Genomic DNA, 22234 nt, shown 5'->3' with positions numbered 1-22234 from the left:
ACCTGCGGGCCTTGTCCTGCGCGTCAGGTCCCGCAGTACGTCGTGTACTTGCCGAAGTCGTCCGGGGCGCCCGCGGCGTAGCGCTCCAGCCCCGGGCGCTCCTCGAACGGGCGGGCGACGACCTCGACGAGCCGGTCCAGGGGGCCGAGGTCGCCCGCGGTCGCGGCCTCCAGTGCCTCCTCGACGAGATGGTTCCGCGGGATGTACACGGGGTTCACGCGGTCCATGGCGTCGGCGTCGGGCCCGTGAGTGAGCCACCGCTCGGCCCAGGCGTCGAAGGCGGCGACGTCGAGCACCTTGTCCCGCGCCGGCCGGGCGTCGCCGCGGACCACCGAACTCAGTCCCCGGAAGAAGGACGTGTAGTCCACGTGGTTCTCCTGCAGGAGGGTGAGGACGTCATTGGCCAACGCTGACGCGACCTCGTCTTCGACGTCATCGGGCAGCCCCAGTTTTGCCTTCATGCCCTCGAGCCAGGCGCCGCTGTAGCGGGGGCGAAAGGACTCGAGGACACCGACGGCGAGGGCGATGGCCTGCTCCTGCTCCTCGTCGATGAGCGGCAGGAGCGTCTCGGCGAGGCGGGCGAGGTTCCACTCGGCGATCAGCGGCTGGTTGGCGTAGGCGTACCGGCCGCCGCGGTCGATGGAGCTGTAGACCGTGGAGTAGTCGAAGACGTCCATGAACGCGCAGGGCCCGTAGTCGATGGTCTCGCCCGAGATAGTCATGTTGTCCGTGTTCATCACGCCGTGGAGGAATCCCACGAGCATCCACTGCGCCACGAGCGCGGCCTGCGCGGACAGCACCGACTCGAACAGGGCGAGATAGGGACGCTCGGCAGTCGCGGCCTCGGGATAGTGGCGGCTGATCGCATGGTCGGCGAGGCGCTTCAGCAGATCCTGCTCGCCGGTGGCCGCTGCGTACTGGAAGCTTCCGACGCGCAGATGGCTGCTCGCGACGCGCGTCAGGACGGCGCCCGGCAGCATGGTCTCGCGGCGTACATCGCGCCCGGTGGCGACGACGGCGAGGGAGCGCGTGGTCGGGACGCCGAGGGCCTGCATGGCCTCGCTGACGATGTACTCGCGCAGCATGGGACCGACGACGGCGAGACCGTCCCCGCCGCGCGCGAAGGGTGTGCGGCCGGAGCCCTTGAGGTGGACGTCGCGGAGGCGGCCCCCGACGTCGGTCACCTCGCCGAGCAGCAGCGCCCGGCCATCTCCCAGGCGGGGGTTGAAGCTGCCGAACTGGTGACCGGAGTAGGCCTGGGCCACCGGCGTCGCGCCGTCGGGCACGGAGGTGCCGAGCAGCAGGGCCAGGCCTTCGGGGGAGCGGAGGAACCCGGGCTCGAATCCGAGCTCCGCGGCCACCGGCTCGTTGAGGGCCAGGAGTCTCGGGGAGGGGGCGTCGTCGGCCTGCCAGGCGACCGCCATCTCGGGCAGTTCCCGCGCGAAGCGGCCATCGAAGATGATCCTGGAGTGTGTGGGCACGCTCATCCCTCCACCGTACGCCCGCCCACTGCGATGCCGGCGCCTGTGGAGATGCTGGCCCAAGTGGCCTCCGGATCGTAAACTAGTAAGCCACCTGACGTTCTCGGGTGACGAGGCGCACGATCGAAGGAGATCACCATGGGCATCAGCAACAGGATCAGGACCGCGGCCAACCGCTACCTCAGCAGGTCGGGCACCGCGACCACGGGCAGGACCGCCGGCGGGGCTGCCGGACGACGGGGCACGCCCGTGCCCACGGGCAAGGCCGGCGGGATCCTCCGCAACCTGCTCAACCGGAAGTAGCAGCAGCGCTCAGGCCCTCGTCCCTCCGGGAATAGGGCCTGAGCGTCCCGCCGTTGCGCCAGGTATGCAGATAGAGATCTGGTCCGACGTGAAATGCCCGTGGTGCTTCGTCGGCAAGCGCCGCTTCGAGAAAGCCCTCGCCGGGTTCCCCCACCGCGACAGCGTCGAGGTGACCTGGAAGAGCTACCAGCTCGACCCGTCCCTTCCCGACCACTACGAGGGCACCGAGCAGCAGTACCTCGCCGAACGCAAGGGCATCGCGCCCGAGCAGGTCCGCCAGATGTGGCAGCACCTCTCCGGGCAGGCTGAGGGCGAGGGCCTCTCCTTCGACTTCGACAGCGTGGTGGTGGGCAACAGCTTCACCGCGCACCGCTTCCTGCACCTCGCCAAGTCACACGGTCTGGGCGACGCCGCGAAGGAAGCCGTCATGTCCGCCCACTTCGAGCAGGGACTCGACACCTCCGACGTCGAGGTCCTCGTCTCCCTCGGCACGGGCGTCGGCCTGAACGAGGACGAGATCCGCGACACCGTCTCCGGCGACCGCTTCGCCGACGACGTCCGCCATGACATCGAGGAAGCCCGCACGCTCGGCGTGCAGGGTGTCCCGTTCTTCGTCGTCGACCGCAGGTACGGGATCTCCGGCGCCCAGCCCGTGGAGACGTTCCGGCAGGCCCTCGACCAGGCATGGCGGGAGTCCCACCCCCTGGTCTCCCTCACGCCGTCGCCCGACGGACCCGCCTGCGGCCCGGACGGCTGCTGAAGTCCCGCTGAGCGCCCGCGGACGGCGGCGCCCCTGTTCCGTCGTCAGCGGCGCGCCGCGCCCCTCGCCATCTTCCGCAGTTCGTCCTGAACGCGTTCGAGTTCACGCCGACGCCGGGCCTGGAGTTCCTCCGGGTCGGGCGTCCCGTTGCGTGGAGGCTCGCTGACGGACCCCTGGTCCGGTGCCGAGCCCTCCCCGGACGCGGGGACCGGTTCCTCCGGAGCGTCCGTTCCGTGCAGGGGATCGAAGAACAATGCGTCGCGGCCCATCAGCCCTCCTTGTGGCGGTATCTGCTCCGACACTAGCCGTCCCGTGTTTCCGGCTGTTTTCGTGCACCAAGCCTGTTCAGGCGAAGCCCGCCGCGCGCGCGACCACCATACCGCCGTCGTCGATCCGGGCGATGGCCCACCCGATGCCGCACACGGCATACAGCGAGATGGGCACCAGCAGGCACCACTCCCGAAACGAACCGGCGTTGCCGAGCACGGGGATCGCGATGTTCCCGTTGGGCCGCCAGACCTGCGCGATGACCGGCACCTTCGCCAGGCCGCGCGGCCGCCGGAGCCGGAACGGATACAGGGGGTTGCAGCCGCCGGTGGTGAGCATGTCACCGAGGATGTGCGCGATCACACCGATCCCCACCGCGAGCGGGAACCAGAACTGCTCCTCGGGGGCGAACGCCGTGACGAACGCCCCGGCCGTCAGGCCGACCGCCCACGGCGACCTGCGCATGCTGTCCGGGATGATCTTCAGGGCCTTCGCCGCGAAGGAGACGAGCAGCACCGTGAGCAGGCCGGCGCCCGGGTAGATGGTACCGAAGTCGGCCGTCTCGACGGTCCAGAGCCCTGCGACGAAGGCGACGGCGACGAACGCGGCGACGCCGAGCAGCGAGTGCGTGCCCCGCCGGTGACCGCCCGAGATCGCTCCGATCCCGGCGCACAGCAGGTTGGACAACGGCGGCAGGGAGTGGGCGATCGTGGCACTGTGGTGGTCGGCGTCCGGCAGGAGCGCCGCGCCGGCGGTCACGAGGGCACCGGTGACGACGCCGACCGGACTGACGTCGAGCAGCCCGAAGCCGAGGGTGACGGCGTCCGGCAGCAGGGGCACCAGGTGGCCGGGATGCACCTCGATCCGGGTGGTGGCGGCAACCCAGGCGGCGGCGCCGCAGGCAGCATGGTGGGCGCCCATCATGGCGGGAGTCCTTTCGGTGAGACCGCGCCGGCTGCAGGATTCCAACCGGCGGCGAGATCCCATCCTGTCGCGCGCCACCGTCATTATCCGAAGCAGGGGCTCCCGGGCACGCCGGAATGGCTCCGACCCCGGCGCGGTTCCTGTAGACATGCCCCTTCCCTTCGCCGGTGTGTCCATCCTCGACCGCGCCCAGTCGCGGACCGGGTCCTCCGAGGCGGAGACACTGCAGCGCGTCATCGGGCGCGCCCGGCAGGCCGAGCGGCTCGGGTTCACCCGGTTCTGGGTCGCGGAGCACCACGGCGTGCCGGGGATCGCGGGGTCGGCGCCGGCCGTGCTCGCCGCCGCCGTCCTCTCCGCCACGACGACGATCCGCGTCGGGACGGGCGGCATCATGCTGCCGAACCACCAGCCCCTCGTGGTCGCGGAGCAGGCCACGACGCTGGCTGCCCTGTCCGGAGGCCGCTTCGATTTGGGCATCGGCCGATCGCTCGGTTTCACCTCCGCTGTGCGCGCCGCGCTGCGGACCGGCAGGGAGGAGGCGGACCGGTTCGGGCAGGACATCGCCGAACTGCTGGCCTTCCTCGACGGCACCGCGCCGGTCACGGCCCGCCCGCAGGACGCCGGCCGGACACCCGTCTTCGTCCTCGCCACCGGGCAGGGCGTGGACATCGCCGCGAAGGCCGGCCTCGCCGTCGTCCTCGGCGGACCCGCCCTGTTCCGGGACGGCCAGCCGGCACTCGAGCGCTACCGCGCCTCCTTCCGCCCTTCCGCATGGTGGGACAGGCCGCACGTGACCGCGTCGCTGAACGTGGCGGTGGCGGAGACGACGGAGGACGCGCGCCGCCTGCTCCTGCCGGAAGCGCGGGCGCTCGCCGTCTCGAGGACCAGGGGGTACTTCCCGCCGCTCGAGGCGGTCCCGTCGGAGCCACCCACCGCCCGGGAGGAAAGCCTCATCGAGGAATCACTCGCCACGGCCATCTATGGGACGGCACCCGAGGTGGAGCGGCAGCTGGCCGAGGTGCAGGCGCGCACGGGTGCGGACGAACTGCTGGTCAGCGGTGGAGCCTACGACCTCGGAGCGCAGGAGGCGTCGGACGAACGGCTGGCGATACTGACCCGGCCCTGACGCCTCCCCGCCCGGCCCGATCGCCAGTCGGACCACGAATGGTAAGCATGCTTGTTACATGGCGCCGGGTGGCTCTAGTGTTTCGTTCATGCGCCGAATCAGGCGGGCTTCACCGACGACAGGAACGCCATGCTCACGCTCAACGACCTCAACCCCCTCATCCGGTACCATCGCGCGGTCGTCACGGACCAGGGGGACAAGGTGGGCTCGATCGGAGTGGTGTACCTGGACGACGCCACCGAGGAGCCGACCTGGGTCACCGTCCACACCGGACTGTTCGGCACCAAGGAGTCCTTCGTGCCGCTCGCGGGAGCTTCGGTGGAGGGCGACCACCTCGTGGTCCGCTACCCGCGGGACCTGATCAAGCATGCACCGTCCACCGAGCGTGACGGTCACCTGGGCCCCGAGGACGAGAGGGCTCTGTACCGGCACTACGGCCTGATCCACCCGACGGCGAGGCAGGGCGAGGCCCCGGCTGCTGCTGCGACGGCGGTTGCTCCGGCAACGGCCGCTGCGGCGGTGACGGCCGCTGCTCCCGCTACGGCGGCTACGGCTGTGGCTCCGGCCACGGCGGCGACAGCCGCTGTTCCCGTGGCGGAGGTGGCGCAGGCTCCGGCACGCACGACGTCCGCGACCGCCGCGGCGACCGCTCCTCCCGTGTCCTACGCACCTTCCGAGGCATCGACGGCAACCTACGCGCAGGCGGAGACGGACACGCCGGCCGAGGCCCACGCGTCGGTTGCTCCTGTCGGGACGCACGAGCCGGCTGTTCCGGCCCACACGCCCTCGTTCTCGCCGGCGCCGACGGAGACGCACGACGACGGCGGCACGCCCTGGGTGGTCCGCTCCGAGGAACGGCTGCGGGTCGACACGGAGGAGTACGAGGCGGCGCGCGTCCGGCTGCGGAAGTACGTCGTCACCGAGGAGGTGTCGCAGTCCGTGCCGGTCGAGCGGGAGGAACTGCTGATCGAACGCGAGCCGATCACGTCGGCGACCCTCGACAGCGACTACACCGGTTCGCTGTTCCAGGAGGAGGCCGTCGAGTTCGTGGGGCGCGAGGAACACGCCGTGGTGATGGGCAAGGAGACCGTCGCCGTCGAGCGTGTCCGGCTCGGCAGGACCAAGGTCACGGGCAGGGCGACGGTGAGGGAGCAGGTGCGCAAGGAACGCATCGCCAGCTCCGTCGACGGGGAGGGGGAGACCGGCGCCGATACCGGCACCCGCCGGTCCGGGGGCCGCACGCGCCGCGCTACCGGCAGCACCGGCCGGGGCCGGGTCGCGACATCCGACGATCAGGCGGGGAGGATCGTGACGAACAACCCGAACCCCCTCATCAAGGGCAAGAACAAGAAGCGCTGACAGTACGGCTGCCGCGCCGGGGGAGGCGGCAGTACCCCCTCCGGGCAGTACGTGCTGCCCCGAACCGGCCTCCACCTGATAGCTTTCGGACGGAGCGGCGGGAGCCGCACCCCGCCCACCACCGGAGGCACACATGACGAGTCCGACCGAGGAATCCGTAGGAACCCCTGTCCGGGCGGGCCTCGCGTCCTGGCCCACGCCGCTCGAGCCCGCGCCCCGGCTGGCCGCTGCCCTCGGCCTCGATCCGGACGACCTCTGGATCAAGCACGACGACCTCATCGGGCTCGGCGGCGGCGGGAACAAGGTGCGCAAGCTCGAGTGGACCGCCGGGACGGCGCTCGCACAGGGTGCCGACGTGCTGATCACGAGTGGAGCGGCGCAGAGCAACCACGCCCGCCTGACCGCTGCCGCGGGCGCCCGGCTCGGGGTGGACGTGGTCCTCGTGCTGGCAGGGCAGGCCGCGCCCACCGGCAACATCGCCCTCGACGCACTGCTCGGGGCCTCCCTCCACTGGTGCGGCGACGCCTCGGACGAGGAGCTCGCCGCCCGCGTGGACGAAATGGCCGACGAGCTCGCCGCGCAGGGCCGGCGACCCGGCGTCATCCCCTTCGGCGGGTCGAACGCCCTCGGCGCCAGCGGCTACCGGGTGGCCGGCGACGAACTCCTGCACCAGGACCCGTCGGTGCAGCAGGTGGTCGTGGCGGTCGGTTCCGGCGGGACGATGGCCGGACTCGTGGCCGCGCTCGGCGCCGAGCGCGTCCTCGGCGTCGATACCGGTGCACTGTCGGAGCCGTCCGCCGCCGTCGCCCGGATGGTGGCGGAGCTCACCGGGCAACCCGAGGACGAGCCCGCCCTGCGGATCGACAGGACCCTGCTCGGCTCGGGCTACGGTTCCGTCAGCGACGACGTCCTCGACGCGATGCGCCTGGCCGCCCGTACCGAGGGCCTCGTCCTCGACCCCACCTACACGGCGCGCGCCATGGCCGGACTCGTCGCCGCGGTCCGCCGGGGTGAGCTGGCGGCGGGGCAGCGCATCGTCTACTGGCACACCGGAGGGCTGCCCGGACTGCTGGGGCACACGACGGCGCTCGAGAGGATCATGGCCGGATGAACACGTCTGCAGGGCACGACGACGCCGCCGCTTTCGCGTCCTACTCGGACGCCTTCACCGAGGCTCCCGGGTACCTGAACTTCGCCAGTTACGGGCCACCGTCGCGTGCGGTCCGCGAGCGGGTGGCACACCTCCTGGAGCTCGCAGGCAATGCCGACGCCGATGCGAGCGACGTGCTGCACCACGAGGACCTGCGCGCACGGGAGGCCTTCGCGCGGCTCAGCGGCTTCCCCCTCGAGAACGTGGGGCTGACCGGCAGTACCTCGCTCGGGCTGTTCCAGGTGGCCTTCGGCCTGCCCGGCGGATCGGTGCTCGTCAACGCCGGCGAGTTCCCCTCCAACACCTACCCCTGGCTGCGCACCAGCGCGGTGGGACGGGCCCGCGTCCACCTGACCGGTGGGCCGGGCACGCGCATGACGCCCGACGTCGTCGCCGGCGGACTGACCGATGACACCGTCGCGGTGAGTGTGAGCGCCGTCGACTTCCGCACCGGCTACCGCGCGGACCTGGCGGGCATCCGCGAGTTGATCGGACCCGACCGGTTGCTGGTGGTCGACGGCATCCAGGCCTTCGGCGTGGCGGACGTCGAATGGACGCTGGCCGACGTGCTCATCGCGGGCGCGCAGAAGTGGGTCCGCGCCGGGTGGGGCGTGGCCGCCCTCGCCCTGTCGTCGCAGGGCATGGAGCGGATCGAGCCACTGCTGACCGGCTGGACGGGCGTCACGGATCCGCGCCGGTACGACGGCGAGGAGCACCCGCCGCTGCCCGGGGCGCAGCGCTTCTCCATCTCGAACCTCTCGCCCTACGCGACCGGCGCCTTCGCGGAGGCTCTCGCACTGATCGAGACCGTGGGGGTGCCGGCGATCGACGGCATCGTGGCCACCCACGCCCAGGGGCTCGTGGAGCAGCTCGACGCCGCCGGAGTGGAAGTCCTCTCGCCAAGGGACCGCTCGGAGAGTGCCGGGATCGTCGTGGCGGAAGTCCCCGGGCGGGCGGCCGAGGCACATGCTGCCCTCGCGGCCGCCGACATCACGGCGACGCTGCACGGGGAGGACCGCATCCGCTTCTCCGTGCACGCCACCACCCGCTCCGAGGTGTTCGGCGAGGCTGCGAAGGTCCTGGCTCCGTTCACCTGACGGACCGCCTCCTGGCGGACGAGGCACGACATGGTTCACAGAACGCAACCAAACCCTGAAAGTGTCCGCGGCTGGTGCTAGCGTCCCACCCAGAACATGTGACCTAGGCAACATGTTCGTCATCTCAGGCACCTACCCTGAGCTTGCTCTGCATCAGCTGGGATATTTCATTTAGGAGAACCCTTGAATCTCACCACTCGTACCCGGGGGCTGCGGTGCGCGATGGCGCTCGCCGTGACCAGCGCCGTCGTGCTCGCTCCCGTGAGCGCACAGGCCACCACCGGCACCGCGGCGGACTCACCGACCGCGACGTCGTCCTTCACGTCCTCGCCGAGCGCCGACGGCGCAGCGGCGAAGGCCGACGACCGCTCCGACCCTGCGGCCGACGAACGCCGCGCACTCAACCAGCAGGGCGTGGAGAAAGTCATCTCCGGCGAGGCGAAGGTCGAGGACCGCAACGGCTCCAAGGCCGTCAAGGTCGCTCCCGGCCAGTGGGCGCAGTACGGCCTGCAGGACAGCGACCAGATCCTGTCCTTCCTCGTCGACTTCGGCGACAAGGTGGATCCGCGCTTCCCGACCTCCACGCCGGGCCCCACGAATGGCGCGATCAAGGAGCCGAACCGTGCGGTGGACAACTCCACCTACTGGTCCGACACCTTCGACCGCGAGCACTACCTCGACATGTTCTTCGGCACGGAGGGCGAGTCGCTGAAGGGCGTCTACGAGGAGATGTCCAGCGGCCGGTACACGGTCGACGGCGACGTCAGCGACTGGGTGACCGTCCCCTACAACTCGGCCAGCTACGGCGAGACCGAGAGCCAGGCGGACATGACCCGCTTCGTACAGGACACCGCGAACGCCTGGTACGACTCCCAGGTCGCTGCAGGCAAGACCGCTGCCGAGATCGACGCGTACCTCGCGACCTTCGACCAGTGGGATCGCTACGACTTCGACAAGGACGGCGACTTCGACGAGGCCGACGGCTACATCGACCACTTCCAGGCCATCCACGCCGGTGAGGGCGAGGAGGCCGGCGCGGCGTCGTCGGCCATCTGGTCCCACCGCTGGGCGGTCGGCCAGGCGGGACGCGGCACCGCCGGCCCCGCAGCCAACCCCTACGGCGGCATCAAGATCGGCCAGTCCAACGTCTGGATCCGCGACTACACCACGGAGCCCGAGAACGGCGGCCTCGGCGTCTTCGCGCACGAGTACGGCCACGACCTCGGCCTGCCGGACCTGTACGACACGAGCGGCGGCGAGAACGGCACCGGCTTCTGGACGCTCATGAGCTCCGGTTCGTGGCTCGGCCACGGCGACGGCTCCATCGGCACCACCCCGAACCACATGGGTGCCTGGGAGAAGCTGCAGCTCGGCTGGCTCGACTACGAGGTCGCGACCGCGGGCGAGAAGTCGACCCACAAGATCGGCCCCTCGTTCCACGCCACGAAGGCCCCGCAGGCCGTCGTCGTGAACCTGCCCAAGGACGCCGCGGGCAAGAACCGCTTCTACATCGCCGAGAACCGGGTGTACGCGGGCTACGACGCCACGCTCGCCACCGGTCCGTACAACTTCGGCTGGGGCCTCACCTCGCCCGACACCGTGGAGCACTACAAGTACCAGGACGGCCTGAGCATCACGTACTGGAACACCGCGCAGTCCAACAACAACACGCGCCAGCACCCCGGCGCCGGTCTGGCCCTGCCCGTGGACGCACACCCGAAGGCCCTCACCTGGTCCGACGGCACCATGGTCCGCAACCGCATCCAGAGCTTCGACGCCACCTTCGGCAAGGAGGCCACCGATCCGTTGAGCCTGCACCGTGAGACGGCGGCAGGCATGACGACGCTCACCGCGCCGTCGCAGCGCGGCGTCGCCGTCTTCGACGACACCAACCCAACCGCCTACTACGACGCCGCGAACCCGCAGGGCTCGGTCGTCGTCGCCGGCACCGGGACGAAGATCGAAGTGATCCAGTCCAACTCGACGGGCATGCTGACCCTCCAGGTCCGCTAGTCCGCATCAGCACGACGAAGGAGCCGGGAGGTAATTCCCGGCTCCTTCAGCGTCTGAGGTGTCCCTGTCAGGGCCGCTGTTCCTGGTTCCTGCGGCAGGATGCGCCGCCGTCGTTCCTGGTTCTTGGGCGTGAAGGGACCGGAACGCGGCGAATCGGGGTCCTTCCGGCCGGACAACGTGGAACGACGGAGAGCCGTTCGGCCCGGCCCGGACTAGTGCGTACCCCTCCGGCGTCTCGGACTGGCGACGACGGCGACCGCGACGGCCAGCGCCAGCGCCACGAGGCTGAGGACTCCCGCGGCGACGTAGCGCCCTGACGGGCCGAGACGGGCCTGCTCCACGTCCTCCTCGGCCAGCACGTCCACCGCCTGGGGCGTGGCCGTCCCCGGAGTGGTGGGCGCTCTGGAGGACGGGTCGGGGTAGGGGGCGGGGGAGCGCGGAACCGGTGCCCGGAAGACCTCCACCCCGGACGTGCCGTTCCCGGTTGCCGCGGACGCTCGGGCCGGCCCGGACGTGGCCGGCGCGCCCTGACTGGGCGGGGGCGACGCGGGGTCGTCCGTCGCCGGGTTCGTCGGCGGCGCGACGTCGGGTTGCTCCTCGGTGGGTGACTCCGACGGATCGGGGGCCTTCTCCGTGGGTGGCTCGACCGGAGGTGCCGTACCCGGGTCGACCGGTGGTTCGACCGGCGGATCCATGGGTAGTTCCCCCGGGAGTGTTGCGGGCGGTTCCGACGGATTGACGGGAGGAACCACCGGCTCGTCGGTAGGCGGGTCGACGGGCGGCACGACAGGAGCCGTCGGCGCGACGAGCTGGGGAACGACCGACGGAATGACGACTTCACCGGTGGGTCGCGGCGCTGGATCTACCGCCGGGGTGATCTGCCGGGTCACTCCGGTGCCGGCCTGGGCAGTGGTGCCCACGCCCCAGGCCGCTTCGGCACCGGTGGACAGGAGGCCGGCGCTCAGGGCCAGGAGGGCAAGGGATATGGGCGCGCGCATGGGGAAGTCTTCTCCGAGGGGTGGCGAGCCGCTGCGGGCACGAGGGCCACGTGTCCCCAGCTGGCTGACGGTCACTTCCCATCGTACGGAGCCTCCGGTTCCACGCCCACTGATCGGACCGCTGCCGTCGTGCTTGCCAGATGGTGCCGACGTCGTACAGGCCGTCCCCGCCCCAGCGGACTCACACGTGCGCAGGGACCGCCGGGCGGAAGACGAAGAAGCGGTAGGCGACGTAACGGAACACGTTGCCGAGGAGGACGCCGATGACGTTTCCCGAGATGTTGTCGGCCAGTGGACCCGTGAGGCCCAGTACGTAGTGCGACACGAACAGGCACGCGGCTGCGATACCCAGCCCCACGAGATTCGTCAGGCCGAAGAGGAGCGCCTCCTCGCGCTTCGGCCGGCCGGCGAACTGACGGAATGTCACGTAGTGGCTGCCAAGCCAGGAGACGCCGGTGGCCAGGGCCACGGAGGACACCTTCGACGTGATCGGTCCGACGCCGCATCCGGCGGCGAGGATGTTGTAGACGGAGATGTCGACGAGGAAGGCGAGCGTCCCCACGGCCGCGAAGGATCCGAGGCGTTGCAGCGCGCCACCCATGCTCTTCCTCCTCCGTCGACGACGTCGGATTCTACTCCTTAGGTTGCCTAAGTAACCAATTGAAGGCCACGCGGCGGCCTGCCTGGTCAAGGCCGGCCCCCGACCGCGCCGGGCGCCCCACCGTGGCTAGCATGAGGACCTACCCACGGAGGACCCCATGAACGAAACCATGCTCGCCGGACGGCTCGACGTCAGCACCGGATCCTTCGAGGTCAAGGAGGTGCCGGTGCCCGTGCCGGGCCCGGGCTTCGTCCGCGTGAAGGTCCGGGCTGCCGGCGTGTGCCTCTCCGACGTCCACCTGATCGAAGGGATCCTGAAGCCCCTGCACCTCCGCGGTGACGAGGTGACCCTCGGGCACGAGGTCTCGGGCAGCGTGGATCTCGCCGGTGACGGCGTGGAGGGCTGGTCCGCGGGCGACCGCGTGGTCCTGCAGGCCGGCTACGAATACCGGGGCGTCACGCTCACCATGGGTGTGGACTACGACGGCGGCTGGGCCGAGTACGTGGTGGTGCCCGCCGGGGTGCTGGTGCCGTTGAGTCCGGACTTCTCCTACGAGCAGGCCGCCATCATCCCCGACGCCGTCTCGACCCCCTGGGCCTCGATCGTGTCCACCGGGCAGGTGCGGCCGGCCGAGGCGGTGGGCGTCTGGGGCGTCGGCGGGCTCGGAGCCCACGGCGTGCAGCTGCTGCGCATGGTCGGCGCCGCGCCCATCGTCGCCGTGGACATCCTGCCCGAGGCCCGGGAGCGGGCCCTCGCCTTCGGCGCCGACGTGGCCCTCGATCCGCGTGCCGACGACTTCGCCGCCGCCATGGCCGCGGCGACCGGTGGGCGCGGGCTCGACGTCGCCTTCGACTTCGCGGGAGTGGACGTCGTGCGGGCGCAGGCGCTCTCGTGCCTGGGGCTGCAGGGCCGGCTCGTCCTGGTGGGCCTGAGCGGGAACCCGATCAGCATCTCCGACAGCACGGCCTTCTCCTACACGCGCAAGCAGGTCCGCGGACACTACGGGTCCGAGGCCCACCACGTGCCGGAACTGGTGGCGCTCGCGGAACTCGGGCGCCTCGACTTCGCCCGCTCCATCAGCGATACCCTTCCGCTGCGCGACGCCGCGGTCGCTGTTGCGCGCCTCGAGCGCAAGGAGGGCAACCCCATCCGGTTGGTGCTGGTGCCCTGACGGCCGGTGTCCGCGGAGCCTGCGCGATCGGCAGGGAGGGCGTCAGCCCATCATCGACCGGTCGTCCAGCCGGTGGTAGGAGCGGTTGTGGTAGACCAGCGGCGCCGCGTCGTCGTGTCCGCGCTGCTCGATGGACACGACCTCCGCGGCGAGGATCATCGATCCGCCGACCGGCAGTCGGTGCAAGATGCGGCAGCGCAGGGCCCAGGGCGCATCGGTCAGGAGCGGTTCGCCCGAGGGTAGCGACTGCCACGCGACGGCTCCGCCAAAGCGATCGGCTCCTCGGGTCGCGAACAGCCGGGCGATCCGGAGCTGGTCCGCACCCAGCAGGTGGACCAGGAGTGTGTCAGCCCGGACGAGGGCTGCTGCCGACGAGGACGCCGTGGACACGGAGAACGTGAGGACGGGCGGCTCGGCCGAGACCGAGGAGACCGACGACGCCGTCAGGCCGACCGGCCCGTCGGGTCCCTGGGCCGTGAGGACAGCGATCCCGGCGGGGTGTGCCCGGAAGGCGTCCTTGAAGAGGTCGGCGGTGGGGGCGTGGCCGGCAGATACTGTCATGCTCTCAACGCTAGAACCTGAACAAAGGTTGAGGTCAAATCGGGCTGCCGGCGTGCGGCCGTTCAGGGGTCGAGCAGCGTGGACGGGATGCCGCGCCGGCCGGCGTCGTCGTTCGGGTTGACGAAGCCGCACGTCGCAAGGGACAGGCAGCCGCAGCCGATGCAGCCGTCCAGCCGGTCCCGCAGATGTTCGAGCTGGGCGATGCGCTGCTCGATCTCCTGCTGCCAGGCCGCCGACAGCCGCTGCCAGTCCTCCTGGTCCGGGACGCCGTCCATGGGGAGCTCGGCGAAGGCCTTCGCGACGGTGGCGAGCGGGATGCCGGCGCGCTGAGCGGCCCGGATGACGGCGACGCGGCGCAGGACGGAGCGATCGTACCGGCGCTGGTTGCCGCTCGTACGGCGACTGCGGATCAGCCCCTGGCGTTCGTAGAAGTGCAGGGCGGAGACGCTCATGCCGCTGCGCGCGGCCACCTGCCCCACGGAGAGGTCCCGGTCGGTCGGCATGGTTCCTCCTGGGCTACGTCGTCGTGCCAGCGTAGCGCCGGGTCCTGCGGCGGACCGTACCCGCGCCGCCCGGCTCCCGATGGGCACATGCCCGGAGCCGGCCGGCGGAGGCGCACTAGCGGCCGAGCAGCTCCCCGACGTACTGCTTCAGGGGCGTCGTCGGGCGGCCGATGAGGCGGGACAGGGTGCCGTCGCTGCCGGCGAGGGCGCCGTCGGCGATATTGGCGTCCAGGGCGGCGACGAAGCGGGCCGTGCCCTCGTCCAGCCCGGAACCCGTGAGCGCGGCGACGTGCTCGTCCACGGACAGCTTGTCCACGGCGACGGGCGTCCCTGCCACCTCGGCGACCGTGGCAGCCAGCTCGTCGAAGGTCCAGGGCTCGTCGCCGCCGAGCTCGAGGATCTCGCCCGCGTGATCGTCGGACAGCAGGACGACGGCGGCGGCCTCGGCGTAGTCCCGGCGCGGCGCGCTCGCGACCCTTCCGTCCCCTGCCCCGGTCAGGATGCTGCCCGTGGACACCGCCTGATGGATGGTGTCGTCATAGTTCTCGGTGTACCAGTTGTTGCGCAGCACCGTGTAGGTGAGGCCCGAGCCCTCGAGCAGACCCTCGGTGGCCTTGTGCTCGGGCGCGAGGACGAGCGAGGTCGTCGAGGCCTTCGGTGCGCTCGTGTAGACCAGGGTTGCATCCACGCGCCGAGCCGCGTCGATCACGGCCTTGTGCTGCACGGTGCGCTGCCCCGCCTCGTTGCCGGAGATGAGCAGGATCTTCTCGGCACCGGCGAAGGCGTCGTCGAGCGTGGAGGCGTCGGCGTAGTCCATGCGCGCCGTCCGGACGCCCTGCGCAGCCAGCCGGCCGAGGACCTCCTCGTTGCGCCCGCCGGCCACGATGGTCGAGGGGTCCACGCCGCGTGCGAGCAGCTGCTCGATCACGAGGCGGCCGAGATGGCCGGTGGCTCCGGTGATGGCGATGGTCATGGCTGTCCTCCAGTTCGTGCACCCGGGTGGTGCGTCTACCAGCGCCAACGGAACACGGCTGAAAAGACTTCCCGCCACTCCGCGTGGACAGTGGCCGCAGCGGCACGATAGGACTGGAAGGAGACCAGCCCCCCACAGACAAGGACCTCGCCGTGCACCAGAGCCCATCCGATCAGGAGCGCCGCCTGAGGGTCGGGGTGGTGGGGATCGGCTGGGCCGGTCGCCAGCACCTCGAGGCCTACGCGAACAGCGCCGACGTCGAGATCGTGGGGCTGGCCGGCATGGAACCGGACCTCCTCGCCGAGCTCCGCGACGAGTACGGCATCCCCCACGCTGTCGAGCGGTGGGAGGACCTGATCGCACTCGACGGGCTCGACGCCATCAGTGTCGCCGTCCCGACCTTCCTCCATGCTCCCATCACCGTCGCCGCACTGGAGCGGGGCCTCCACGTGCTCAGCGAGAAGCCGATCGCGCGCAACGGGGACGAGGGGCAGCTCATGGTCGACGCCGCGCGGAAGGCGGGGCGCGTCCTCGACGTCGCGTTCAACCACCGCCGCCGCGGTGACATCACGGCCCTCAAGCGCGTGCTCGATGACGGCGAGCTCGGCCGCCCCTACTACGCGAAGGCCTCCTGGCTCCGCCGCGCCGGCATCCCCTCGCTGGGCAGCTGGTTCACCAACCGGGAGATGGCCGGGGGCGGACCGCTCGCGGACATCGGCGTCCACGTGATCGACTACGCGCTGCACCTGCTCGGTGAGCCCGAGGTCCTCTCGGTCTCGGCGTCGACCTACTCCGAGCTCGGACCGCAGGGACGGGGCGGTGGCGGCGAGTACAGCGCGCAGGCCGTAGGCTCCGCGTTCGAGGTGGAGGACTTCGCCTCGGCGTTCATGCGCCTCGAAGGCGGCGCCACGCTGCTGGTCGAGGCCGGCTGGGCCGCCTACCGCGACACCGACGATCTCCTCGACTTCCGCATCTACGGGACCGACGGCGGTGCCCAGCTGACCAGGGCCGGTGCGCCGGACAGCGCCGTAGAGAGCCTGCACGTCTACACCGAGAAGGGCGACTACGAGCCGGAGGTCGGCCCGTCGCTGGGCCACCAGGGCGTGGTCGACGACTTCCTCGCCGCCATCCGCGCGGGCGAGGCCGAGTGGGGGCGGCACGACGGCTCGCTCGCGCTGGGCCGGGCCCGCATCATCGACGCCTGCTACGCATCCGCGGCCCGGCACAGGGAGGTCGAGCTCTGATGGCGGACAGCACGGGAACCAGCATCACCTTCGACGGCAAGCCCACGGTCGTCGTCTGGAACGAGGGCGTCCACGAGGCCCGCAACGAGCCCGCGACGATCGGTGAGATGTACCCGCGGGGCATCCACGGGGCCATCGCGGAGTCGCTCGCCGGCTACTTCCCCGGCTCGGACATCACGACCGCGACCCTCGTCGATCCCGAGCACGGACTCACCGAGGAGCGCCTCGCCGGCACGGACGTGCTGCTGTGGTGGGGCCACATCGCCCACGGTGAGGTGTCCAACGACGTCGTCGACCGTGTGCACCGGCACGTCCTCGGCGGCATGGGCCTCGTGGTGCTGCACTCGGGCCACTTCTCGAAGATCCTCACGCGGCTCCTCGGCACCACGTGCTCCCTGAAATGGCGGAACGACGGCGAACGCGAGCTGGTCTGGACGGTCAAGCCGTCGCACCCCATCGCGGCGGGTATCGAGAGCCCGATCGTCATCCCCGAGCAGGAGATGTACGGGGAGCTGTTCGACATCCCCGAACCCGACGACCTCATCTTCATCAGCTCCTTCGAGGGCGGCGAGGTCTTCCGCTCGGGCGTCACCTTCTCGCGCGGCAAGGGCCGGATCTTCTACTTCAGCCCCGGCGACCAGGAGTACCCGGTCTACCACCATCCGCAGGTGCAGCGCGTGCTCGCGAACGCCGTCGACTGGGTGGCGCAGCCCGGCGCGGACCGGACGCGGCGGGAGGCCCCGGGCGTCGAGAACCCGGCGCGGGACTGGTTCCTGACCTGATCGGACCGGCCGCCCCCGCTGCGTAGAAGGCAGGCCGGTCCGCCCGGCCACGAGCGCTGCGGCGCGGGGTCGGGTGATCGGGGTCCGCCACACCGGTCACGGGGTCGATGCAGCGGACGCCCGTCGGTACTGGTTATCGACACGGTCCGGATCGTCGGTACGGCGATCGTCCCGATGACGGTGGCGAATCAGGTGAGTTGCCACTCGGAGACGTCCAGGAGGCGGTCTGCGCGGGTCCGGGTGGCAGCGACGAGCGCCCCGTTCGGTTCGTCCACGCGACGCACCCACTCCTCGGCGGCTGCGGGCGTCTTCCCGAACAGGACATGCCGGGCCACGAGACGGCGTCGGCGCACCTCGGGGTCCACGTCGATGAACCACACCTCGTCGAGGAGCTCCCGCGCGTCCTGCCAGCCGGGCTCCTCGAGCAGCAGGTAGTTGCCCTCCGTCACGAGCAGTGACGACGACGGTTGCACCGGCAGGGCGTTGGCGAGCGGCTGTTCGAGGTCGCGCTCGAAGGCAGGCGCGTAGACGGTGTGATCGGGGCTGCTCCGCAGGCGCGCCAGCAGGGCGGCGTAGCCGTGGGCGTCGAAGGTCTCCGGCGCTCCCTTCCGGTCGAGGAGCCCGAGGCCGTCCAGCGCCTGGTCGGCGAGGTGGAACCCGTCCATGGGCACCAGGGCATGCCGGTCCGGGTCGAGCCCGACGACCGCCGCCGCGATCGTGGACTTGCCCGCGCCCGGCGGACCGACGATCCCGAGCATGGCCCGTTGACCGTCGGCGGGTCCGGGAAGGAGCCCGCGCAGCTCCGCGGCGTTGCGGACGGTCACGGCATTCACGGCAGTGTCCTCCGGGGGTCGGGGACCGGGCTGCGCCGATCCTCCATCCATCATGCCTTGCCGCCCATGCACCGGCAGCGCGGGAGGTTGCCCGGCTCAGCGCGTGTACCGCGATCGACGCCCCGCGGTGGAACGGGTACGCACTGGTGGACGCGCTCCCTGGCAGGCCACGATGGAAGGGTGACCGGATCAGGAGGCCAGATGGGACACGTGGTGCTGCTCGGGGACTCGATCCTCGACAACGGACGGTACGTCGACGGGGGCCCCGACGTCGTCGCGCAGGTGCGGGACGCCCTGCCCGCGACCTGGGACGCCACGCTGCTGGCCGTCGACGGCGACGTCACCTCCGGCGTCGCGCGTCAGCTGCGCGCCCTGCCGCCCGGCGCCACGCACCTCGTGGTCAGCGCCGGCGGCAACGACGCCCTCGGGTACCGGCACCTGCTGCAGCTCCCGGTGGGCGGGGTGGTGGAGGCGCTGCTCGCCTTCGACGCCCCCCGGAGGGCGTTCGCGCAGGACTACGGGGCGATGCTCGACGGCGTCCTCGCGGTGGGGCTGCCCACCGCCGTCTGCACCATCTACGACACACCCGCCTCGGAGCCGGGCTCCACGGTGATCCGCACGGCCCTGGCGTTCTTCAACGACATCATCACGCGGGCCGCCTTCGCGCGGGGCGTGTCCGTCGTCGACCTCCGGCTGGTGTGCGACGACGACGGCGACTACGCGAACCCCATCGAACCCTCCGTGCAGGGCGGAGCCAAGATCGCGGCCGCCATCTCCGCGTTCCTCCTGCCCGACCCGGACCGTCCTTCGTCCACCGTTCTTGTGCGGTGACCTCGGTCGGGCCGGGGCAGGGCTGTCCCTGCGGCAGGCTGCAGCCCCCGCCCGACCGACTCGCACCGCTCACCCGGCGGGGCGGAGCGAGGTGATCATCGCCCTGATGTCCTGGTATTCCTGGGTCTCCATGTAGGCCTGGGGTGTGTCGATGTGCTGCGGCTTCCCCGGGTAGATCAGGTACGGGTCGTAGATGCCGCCGAAGGCGGCCCCGGACGGCGGCCAGGAGAAGAAGTGGGCGATGGGGCACGCTCCCGGGCCCGTGGGCTCGGGTGCCGACGTGATCCCGTACGCGAGCGTGGTGGCGGCCACCGGATCGGCGATGGTGGGGTCGGTGCGTCCCTCGAACACGAACCTCGGTGTGGCCGTCCCCTGCGAGAGCGCCGGGAGCGGCTCCGTGTCCAGCTGCGCGTGAGGGAGTTCCGCCGGGCAGACGGCCCCTGTGACGAGACTCGTCTGCAGGGTCGCGAGCTGCCGACCCGTGGCGTCCCCGATGGCGATGGACACGCCCGCGGGCGGGGGCTCCGGGGCATCGGCGACGGTCCACCCGGTGGGGTGGTCGAAGGACAGACTGCCGTCCGACGTCGTGTAGGTGACCCACGTGCCGGGCGCCGGTTCCGTGGTATCGGTCGTGGGTTCAGCGACCGGTGTTCTGGCCGGTGTCGCGACCGGAGTCGCGACCGGTGTCGCTGTCGATTCCGCGGCGGGCGGCGGTTGCTGCGTCGCGGCGCCCGAACCGGAACCGCAGGAGGAGAGGAGGAATGCGAGGCCCAACGCCCCGCAGCAGATCGATGACCGCTTGTTCTGGCGACCCATGGCTACTCCTTCGTATCGTGGGTGGACCGTTCCATGGTGCGACCCGCCTGCGCCCTGGGAAAGGAGTGCGATCGAACTGGAATCAAGATCGTGGCATTGTTGCCGTTCCGTGCCCCTCCCGTGACACCGCAGTGATACCGCGGTGATACCGCAGGAACCGGCGGTGCCCGGTAAACCACTGGACCCGCTCCGCGCCCGGTGCCATGGTTGGTCCATGGTCAGCGAAGACGACGTCCGCTCTGCATGCCTCGCCCTGCCCGGGACGTCGGAGCGGTTGAGCTGGAACCGGCCGGCATGGTTCGCCCGGACGCTCTTCGCGCGCATGTGGGACGACACCGTCCTGACGGTCAAGACCACCGAGCGTGCTGCGCTCCTCGCGATGCAGCCCGGCGTCTTCCTGCTCCACCCGCACCACGAGAAGTACGAATCGCTCGTGCTCGTGCGTCTCGGCCGGGTCGAGCACGACCAGCTGGTGGAGTTGATCGGGGAGTCCTACCGCATCGCCGACGAGACGCCCTCACGGCGCTGAACCACGATCGGGGAACGGCTGTGGTGTTGGTCACGCAGCGGTGATCCGGGGGCCGGAACAGGTCCCGCACCATCGCTGGGCTGTAGGTAGTCCCCGGGGCCGTTCGCGAGTAGGGCGGTACCCACCAGCAGGTAGAGATGGGGCGGAGGGGGAGCAAGTGACCTCGTGAGGCCACGGGATCCCTACTCGTGAAGCGACCACCGCCCACTCGATACTTTGAGACCGGTGCTCGCTGGCAGAGCCGGCGACGACGCACCTATTCCCTCCGGGGTGGGCGAACGGGCTGGACCTGACCCGTGCACACAGCTGCCGGGCCGGCTTCCACCGGTGTGCAGCTGGAAGTGCTCCTGTCCCACATCCGTCTCACACGAGGCCGTCCGACGCCGTCCGGCGACGAGCGGCCCAGGGGAAATCATGACCTCTCTGCAGTCCCTCGTCCAGGACTCCTTCACCCGACGCCGCACGGTGGCCATCATCGTCGCGCTGATCCTGACGGCCCTCGTGCCGCTCGCGGACTCCGTCCTGCCGGCCGGCTGGTCCTCCGTCCTCCTGGCCGCGGGGATCCTCCTGCTCATGGTCACGCTGCTGCTGCTCGTACGCCCCGGCTCCTCCGACGCCCTCGGGGCGGCGGAGTCCGACGGGGGCAACCGCCGCGGCGCGGGGCTCCTGCTGTACCTGTCGCCGGTGATCCTGCTGAACCTCGTCTATCCGCTCGTCAGCCCCGCCATGGCCGCGGTCGACGTCGGCGGCGTGCAGCTCACCCTCGTGGTGCTCGCCTCCTCCATCACCGTCCCGTGGCTCGCGCAGGCTGCCTGCCTTCCCGCCTACCGCGCCATCGGCGATCTCATGGCCGAGCGCGACATGGCCGCGATCACCCGTCGTTTCTGCACCACCTGGCCCGCGATGTTCGTCCAGTCGCTGCCGCTCGTCGTCGTCTTCGCCGTGCCGCTGTGGCTCGCCACGCATTGGTCCCTCCCGGCCCTCGCTACCTACGCCGCCCTCTGCGCCCTCCACCTGCTCTTCGTCCAGTCCCTCATCCTCACGAACGTGGGGGAACGCCGCGGGCTCTGGGCTCTCGCCTGGGCGGCGTATGCCGTGGCACTGTTCGCGGCCCCCACCCTCTGGTGGCTCCCGCCGCTGCTCGGAACCCTCACACAGGTCGCAGCCATGGGACGCGGTCTGGCAGCAGCCCGGTTCGCCCGCCGACTCGACGCCCGCCACTTCTCGGCCGACCTCGTGCGCGGACTCCTGCTCGGCGCGGTGCTCTGGGCCGACAAGTTCGTCCTGTTCCTCGTCACGGACGGCGACTTCCAGGTGGTGATCGTGTTCCTCGCGATGCTGCCCGCCGTCGTCGCCTACAACTACTACTTCGTGAATCTCGCTCCGCGGGTGGACCGGGCTGTGACCGAACTGCACCGCACCATCGCCGAGGAACCACTCACGCTGCTCGCCACGAGATCCCGGGCACTGAGCCGCACGGTGGACCGCGCGATCCTCAGCACGGGCGCGGTCGGCATGATCCTCACCCTCGTCGTCGTGCTGCTGCTCGAGGGCATCCAGCCCGTGAGCGCACTGCTGGCCGTCGCGGTGGGCGTGGCGTCCTGGGCCTTCATGATCCTGACGCTCCTCAGCTACGAACTGGACTACATCGGCGAGAAGGTCCTGCCGCAGATCCTGGGTGGCACCCACCTCGCGCTGTGCGCGGCAGCCTTCCTGCTGGTGGGCGCCGTGCAGGGTTCTGCCGGAGCCCTGCTGGCGTACAGCCTGCTCGTGGTGGCGGACCTCGTGCTCGTCGCCGTCGCCTGGGTGCTCTACAAGCGGCACTGGACACAGCCCGAGTACACCCTGTTCTGGCGTCACGCCACGTCCTGGTAGCCCCGACCGACCGACCGACCCGACCCGCTCCCAGCGA

General features: G+C 70.9%; 23 protein-coding genes. 13 read left to right on the top strand and 10 right to left on the bottom strand.

All coding sequences use genetic code 11. The annotated features are described in order from the left end of the window. Nucleotides 1-23 precede the first annotated feature (23 nt). Nucleotides 24-1487: a protein adenylyltransferase SelO gene (locus tag ACX80N_RS07960; RefSeq protein ID WP_459338950.1), complete on the bottom strand. Its 1464-nt coding sequence runs from the start codon at nucleotides 1485-1487 to the stop codon at nucleotides 24-26. A 132-nt stretch (nucleotides 1488-1619) separates the two neighbouring features. On the opposite strand from ACX80N_RS07960, the gene ACX80N_RS07955 reads away from it, so the two are divergent. Beyond that, on the top strand, nucleotides 1620-1784 hold the full coding sequence (locus ACX80N_RS07955) for a hypothetical protein (RefSeq protein ID WP_157940264.1): 165 nt from the start codon (nucleotides 1620-1622) through the stop codon (nucleotides 1782-1784). Between the two features lie 64 nt (nucleotides 1785-1848). Then, a complete protein-coding gene (locus ACX80N_RS07950; protein WP_459338949.1) occupies nucleotides 1849-2544 on the top strand; it encodes a DsbA family oxidoreductase in 696 nt (231 codons plus the stop codon). Nucleotides 2545-2588: 44 nt separating this feature from the next. On the opposite strand, the gene ACX80N_RS07945 is transcribed toward ACX80N_RS07950, so the two are convergent. Together ACX80N_RS07945 and ACX80N_RS07940 are read right to left on the bottom strand one after the other, a co-directional pair. Next, complete coding sequence (locus tag ACX80N_RS07945) at nucleotides 2589-2813, bottom strand: hypothetical protein (protein ID WP_459338948.1); 225 nt, start codon at nucleotides 2811-2813, stop codon at nucleotides 2589-2591. 76 nt (nucleotides 2814-2889) lie between these two features. Then, on the bottom strand, nucleotides 2890-3735 hold the full coding sequence (locus tag ACX80N_RS07940) for a metal-dependent hydrolase (protein ID WP_459338947.1): 846 nt from the start codon (nucleotides 3733-3735) through the stop codon (nucleotides 2890-2892). A gap of 148 nt (nucleotides 3736-3883) precedes the next feature. Here ACX80N_RS07940 and ACX80N_RS07935 point away from each other — a divergent pair, with 148 nt between their 5' ends. The 5 genes from ACX80N_RS07935 (at nucleotide 3884) to ACX80N_RS07915 (ending at nucleotide 10480) form a co-directional block, all read left to right on the top strand. Next, nucleotides 3884-4861, top strand: coding sequence for an MsnO8 family LLM class oxidoreductase (locus ACX80N_RS07935; protein WP_459338946.1), 978 nt, complete (start codon nucleotides 3884-3886; stop codon nucleotides 4859-4861). A 129-nt stretch (nucleotides 4862-4990) separates the two neighbouring features. Next, nucleotides 4991-6220, top strand: a complete 1230-nt coding sequence (locus ACX80N_RS07930) for a DUF2382 domain-containing protein (RefSeq protein ID WP_459338945.1) — start codon at nucleotides 4991-4993, stop codon at nucleotides 6218-6220. Between the two features lie 133 nt (nucleotides 6221-6353). After that, complete coding sequence (locus ACX80N_RS07925) at nucleotides 6354-7331, top strand: D-cysteine desulfhydrase family protein (protein WP_459338944.1); 978 nt, start codon at nucleotides 6354-6356, stop codon at nucleotides 7329-7331. Further along, entirely contained in the window at nucleotides 7328-8467 is a 1140-nt protein-coding gene (locus ACX80N_RS07920) for an aminotransferase class V-fold PLP-dependent enzyme (RefSeq protein ID WP_459338943.1), read from the top strand. The genes ACX80N_RS07925 and ACX80N_RS07920 overlap by 4 nt, the downstream gene beginning before the upstream one ends. Before the next feature lie 183 nt (nucleotides 8468-8650). After that, nucleotides 8651-10480 carry an immune inhibitor A domain-containing protein gene (locus ACX80N_RS07915; protein WP_459338942.1) on the top strand — a complete coding sequence of 610 codons (1830 nt, stop codon included), beginning with the start codon at nucleotides 8651-8653 and terminating at the stop codon, nucleotides 10478-10480. Between the two features lie 212 nt (nucleotides 10481-10692). Here the strand turns inward: ACX80N_RS07915 and ACX80N_RS07910 are convergent, their stop codons facing one another. After that, a complete protein-coding gene (locus tag ACX80N_RS07910; RefSeq protein ID WP_459338941.1) occupies nucleotides 10693-11478 on the bottom strand; it encodes a hypothetical protein in 786 nt (261 codons plus the stop codon). A 181-nt stretch (nucleotides 11479-11659) separates the two neighbouring features. After that, nucleotides 11660-12079: a GtrA family protein gene (locus ACX80N_RS07905; RefSeq protein ID WP_459338940.1), complete on the bottom strand. Its 420-nt coding sequence runs from the start codon at nucleotides 12077-12079 to the stop codon at nucleotides 11660-11662. A 157-nt stretch (nucleotides 12080-12236) separates the two neighbouring features. Between ACX80N_RS07905 and ACX80N_RS07900 the strand changes: the two genes are divergently transcribed. Next, entirely contained in the window at nucleotides 12237-13250 is a 1014-nt protein-coding gene (locus ACX80N_RS07900; RefSeq protein WP_459338939.1) for a zinc-binding dehydrogenase, read from the top strand. A gap of 42 nt (nucleotides 13251-13292) precedes the next feature. Here the strand turns inward: ACX80N_RS07900 and ACX80N_RS07895 are convergent, their stop codons facing one another. The 3 genes from ACX80N_RS07895 to ACX80N_RS07885 form a co-directional block, all read right to left on the bottom strand. Then, nucleotides 13293-13811 carry a flavin reductase family protein gene (locus ACX80N_RS07895; RefSeq protein WP_459338938.1) on the bottom strand — a complete coding sequence of 173 codons (519 nt, stop codon included), beginning with the start codon at nucleotides 13809-13811 and terminating at the stop codon, nucleotides 13293-13295. Nucleotides 13812-13873: 62 nt separating this feature from the next. Then, the gene (soxR, locus tag ACX80N_RS07890) at nucleotides 13874-14314 is read right to left on the bottom strand and encodes a redox-sensitive transcriptional activator SoxR (protein WP_459338937.1); all 441 of its coding nucleotides are present in this window, start codon (nucleotides 14312-14314) and stop codon (nucleotides 13874-13876) included. A gap of 115 nt (nucleotides 14315-14429) precedes the next feature. Continuing rightward, nucleotides 14430-15287 carry an SDR family oxidoreductase gene (locus ACX80N_RS07885; RefSeq protein WP_459338936.1) on the bottom strand — a complete coding sequence of 286 codons (858 nt, stop codon included), beginning with the start codon at nucleotides 15285-15287 and terminating at the stop codon, nucleotides 14430-14432. A 152-nt stretch (nucleotides 15288-15439) separates the two neighbouring features. Between ACX80N_RS07885 and ACX80N_RS07880 the strand changes: the two genes are divergently transcribed. After that, entirely contained in the window at nucleotides 15440-16531 is a 1092-nt protein-coding gene (locus tag ACX80N_RS07880; protein ID WP_459338935.1) for a Gfo/Idh/MocA family protein, read from the top strand. Next, on the top strand, nucleotides 16531-17313 hold the full coding sequence (locus ACX80N_RS07875; RefSeq protein ID WP_459338934.1) for a ThuA domain-containing protein: 783 nt from the start codon (nucleotides 16531-16533) through the stop codon (nucleotides 17311-17313). Before ACX80N_RS07880 ends, ACX80N_RS07875 begins: the two co-directional genes overlap by 1 nt. A gap of 188 nt (nucleotides 17314-17501) precedes the next feature. Here ACX80N_RS07875 and ACX80N_RS07870 read toward each other — a convergent pair whose 3' ends face one another. Continuing rightward, complete coding sequence (locus ACX80N_RS07870) at nucleotides 17502-18146, bottom strand: nucleoside/nucleotide kinase family protein (protein ID WP_459338933.1); 645 nt, start codon at nucleotides 18144-18146, stop codon at nucleotides 17502-17504. A 180-nt stretch (nucleotides 18147-18326) separates the two neighbouring features. Here ACX80N_RS07870 and ACX80N_RS07865 point away from each other — a divergent pair, with 180 nt between their 5' ends. Continuing rightward, nucleotides 18327-18977, top strand: a complete 651-nt coding sequence (locus ACX80N_RS07865) for an SGNH/GDSL hydrolase family protein (RefSeq protein WP_459338932.1) — start codon at nucleotides 18327-18329, stop codon at nucleotides 18975-18977. Nucleotides 18978-19046: 69 nt separating this feature from the next. Here ACX80N_RS07865 and ACX80N_RS07860 read toward each other — a convergent pair whose 3' ends face one another. Beyond that, nucleotides 19047-19793 carry a hypothetical protein gene (locus ACX80N_RS07860; RefSeq protein WP_459338931.1) on the bottom strand — a complete coding sequence of 249 codons (747 nt, stop codon included), beginning with the start codon at nucleotides 19791-19793 and terminating at the stop codon, nucleotides 19047-19049. A gap of 214 nt (nucleotides 19794-20007) precedes the next feature. Between ACX80N_RS07860 and ACX80N_RS07855 the strand changes: the two genes are divergently transcribed. Together ACX80N_RS07855 and ACX80N_RS07850 are read left to right on the top strand one after the other, a co-directional pair. Continuing rightward, a complete protein-coding gene (locus tag ACX80N_RS07855; protein ID WP_105032440.1) occupies nucleotides 20008-20322 on the top strand; it encodes an MmcQ/YjbR family DNA-binding protein in 315 nt (104 codons plus the stop codon). A gap of 414 nt (nucleotides 20323-20736) precedes the next feature. After that, entirely contained in the window at nucleotides 20737-22197 is a 1461-nt protein-coding gene (locus ACX80N_RS07850) for a hypothetical protein (RefSeq protein ID WP_459338930.1), read from the top strand. Nucleotides 22198-22234: the final 37 nt, after the last annotated feature.

Source organism: Arthrobacter sp. MDT2-16 (genome assembly GCF_054510925.1).
This window is presented reverse-complemented; position numbering and strand designations above follow the sequence as displayed.

What these genes read in the sequence shown, in the direction of transcription:
- ACX80N_RS07960 (WP_459338950.1), bottom strand. Translation starts at nt 1,487, where the DNA reads ATGAGCGTGCCCACACACTCCAGGATCATCTTCGATGGCCGCTTCGCG.
- ACX80N_RS07955 (WP_157940264.1), top strand. Translation starts at nt 1,620, where the DNA reads ATGGGCATCAGCAACAGGATCAGGACCGCGGCCAACCGCTACCTCAGC.
- ACX80N_RS07950 (WP_459338949.1), top strand. Translation starts at nt 1,849, where the DNA reads ATGCAGATAGAGATCTGGTCCGACGTGAAATGCCCGTGGTGCTTCGTC.
- ACX80N_RS07945 (WP_459338948.1), bottom strand. Translation starts at nt 2,813, where the DNA reads ATGGGCCGCGACGCATTGTTCTTCGATCCCCTGCACGGAACGGACGCT.
- ACX80N_RS07940 (WP_459338947.1), bottom strand. Translation starts at nt 3,735, where the DNA reads ATGATGGGCGCCCACCATGCTGCCTGCGGCGCCGCCGCCTGGGTTGCC.
- ACX80N_RS07935 (WP_459338946.1), top strand. Translation starts at nt 3,884, where the DNA reads ATGCCCCTTCCCTTCGCCGGTGTGTCCATCCTCGACCGCGCCCAGTCG.
- ACX80N_RS07930 (WP_459338945.1), top strand. Translation starts at nt 4,991, where the DNA reads ATGCTCACGCTCAACGACCTCAACCCCCTCATCCGGTACCATCGCGCG.
- ACX80N_RS07925 (WP_459338944.1), top strand. Translation starts at nt 6,354, where the DNA reads ATGACGAGTCCGACCGAGGAATCCGTAGGAACCCCTGTCCGGGCGGGC.
- ACX80N_RS07920 (WP_459338943.1), top strand. Translation starts at nt 7,328, where the DNA reads ATGAACACGTCTGCAGGGCACGACGACGCCGCCGCTTTCGCGTCCTAC.
- ACX80N_RS07910 (WP_459338941.1), bottom strand. Translation starts at nt 11,478, where the DNA reads ATGCGCGCGCCCATATCCCTTGCCCTCCTGGCCCTGAGCGCCGGCCTC.
- ACX80N_RS07905 (WP_459338940.1), bottom strand. Translation starts at nt 12,079, where the DNA reads ATGGGTGGCGCGCTGCAACGCCTCGGATCCTTCGCGGCCGTGGGGACG.
- ACX80N_RS07900 (WP_459338939.1), top strand. Translation starts at nt 12,237, where the DNA reads ATGAACGAAACCATGCTCGCCGGACGGCTCGACGTCAGCACCGGATCC.
- ACX80N_RS07895 (WP_459338938.1), bottom strand. Translation starts at nt 13,811, where the DNA reads ATGACAGTATCTGCCGGCCACGCCCCCACCGCCGACCTCTTCAAGGAC.
- soxR (WP_459338937.1), bottom strand. Translation starts at nt 14,314, where the DNA reads ATGCCGACCGACCGGGACCTCTCCGTGGGGCAGGTGGCCGCGCGCAGC.
- ACX80N_RS07885 (WP_459338936.1), bottom strand. Translation starts at nt 15,287, where the DNA reads ATGACCATCGCCATCACCGGAGCCACCGGCCATCTCGGCCGCCTCGTG.
- ACX80N_RS07875 (WP_459338934.1), top strand. Translation starts at nt 16,531, where the DNA reads ATGGCGGACAGCACGGGAACCAGCATCACCTTCGACGGCAAGCCCACG.
- ACX80N_RS07860 (WP_459338931.1), bottom strand. Translation starts at nt 19,793, where the DNA reads ATGGGTCGCCAGAACAAGCGGTCATCGATCTGCTGCGGGGCGTTGGGC.
- ACX80N_RS07855 (WP_105032440.1), top strand. Translation starts at nt 20,008, where the DNA reads ATGGTCAGCGAAGACGACGTCCGCTCTGCATGCCTCGCCCTGCCCGGG.
- ACX80N_RS07850 (WP_459338930.1), top strand. Translation starts at nt 20,737, where the DNA reads ATGACCTCTCTGCAGTCCCTCGTCCAGGACTCCTTCACCCGACGCCGC.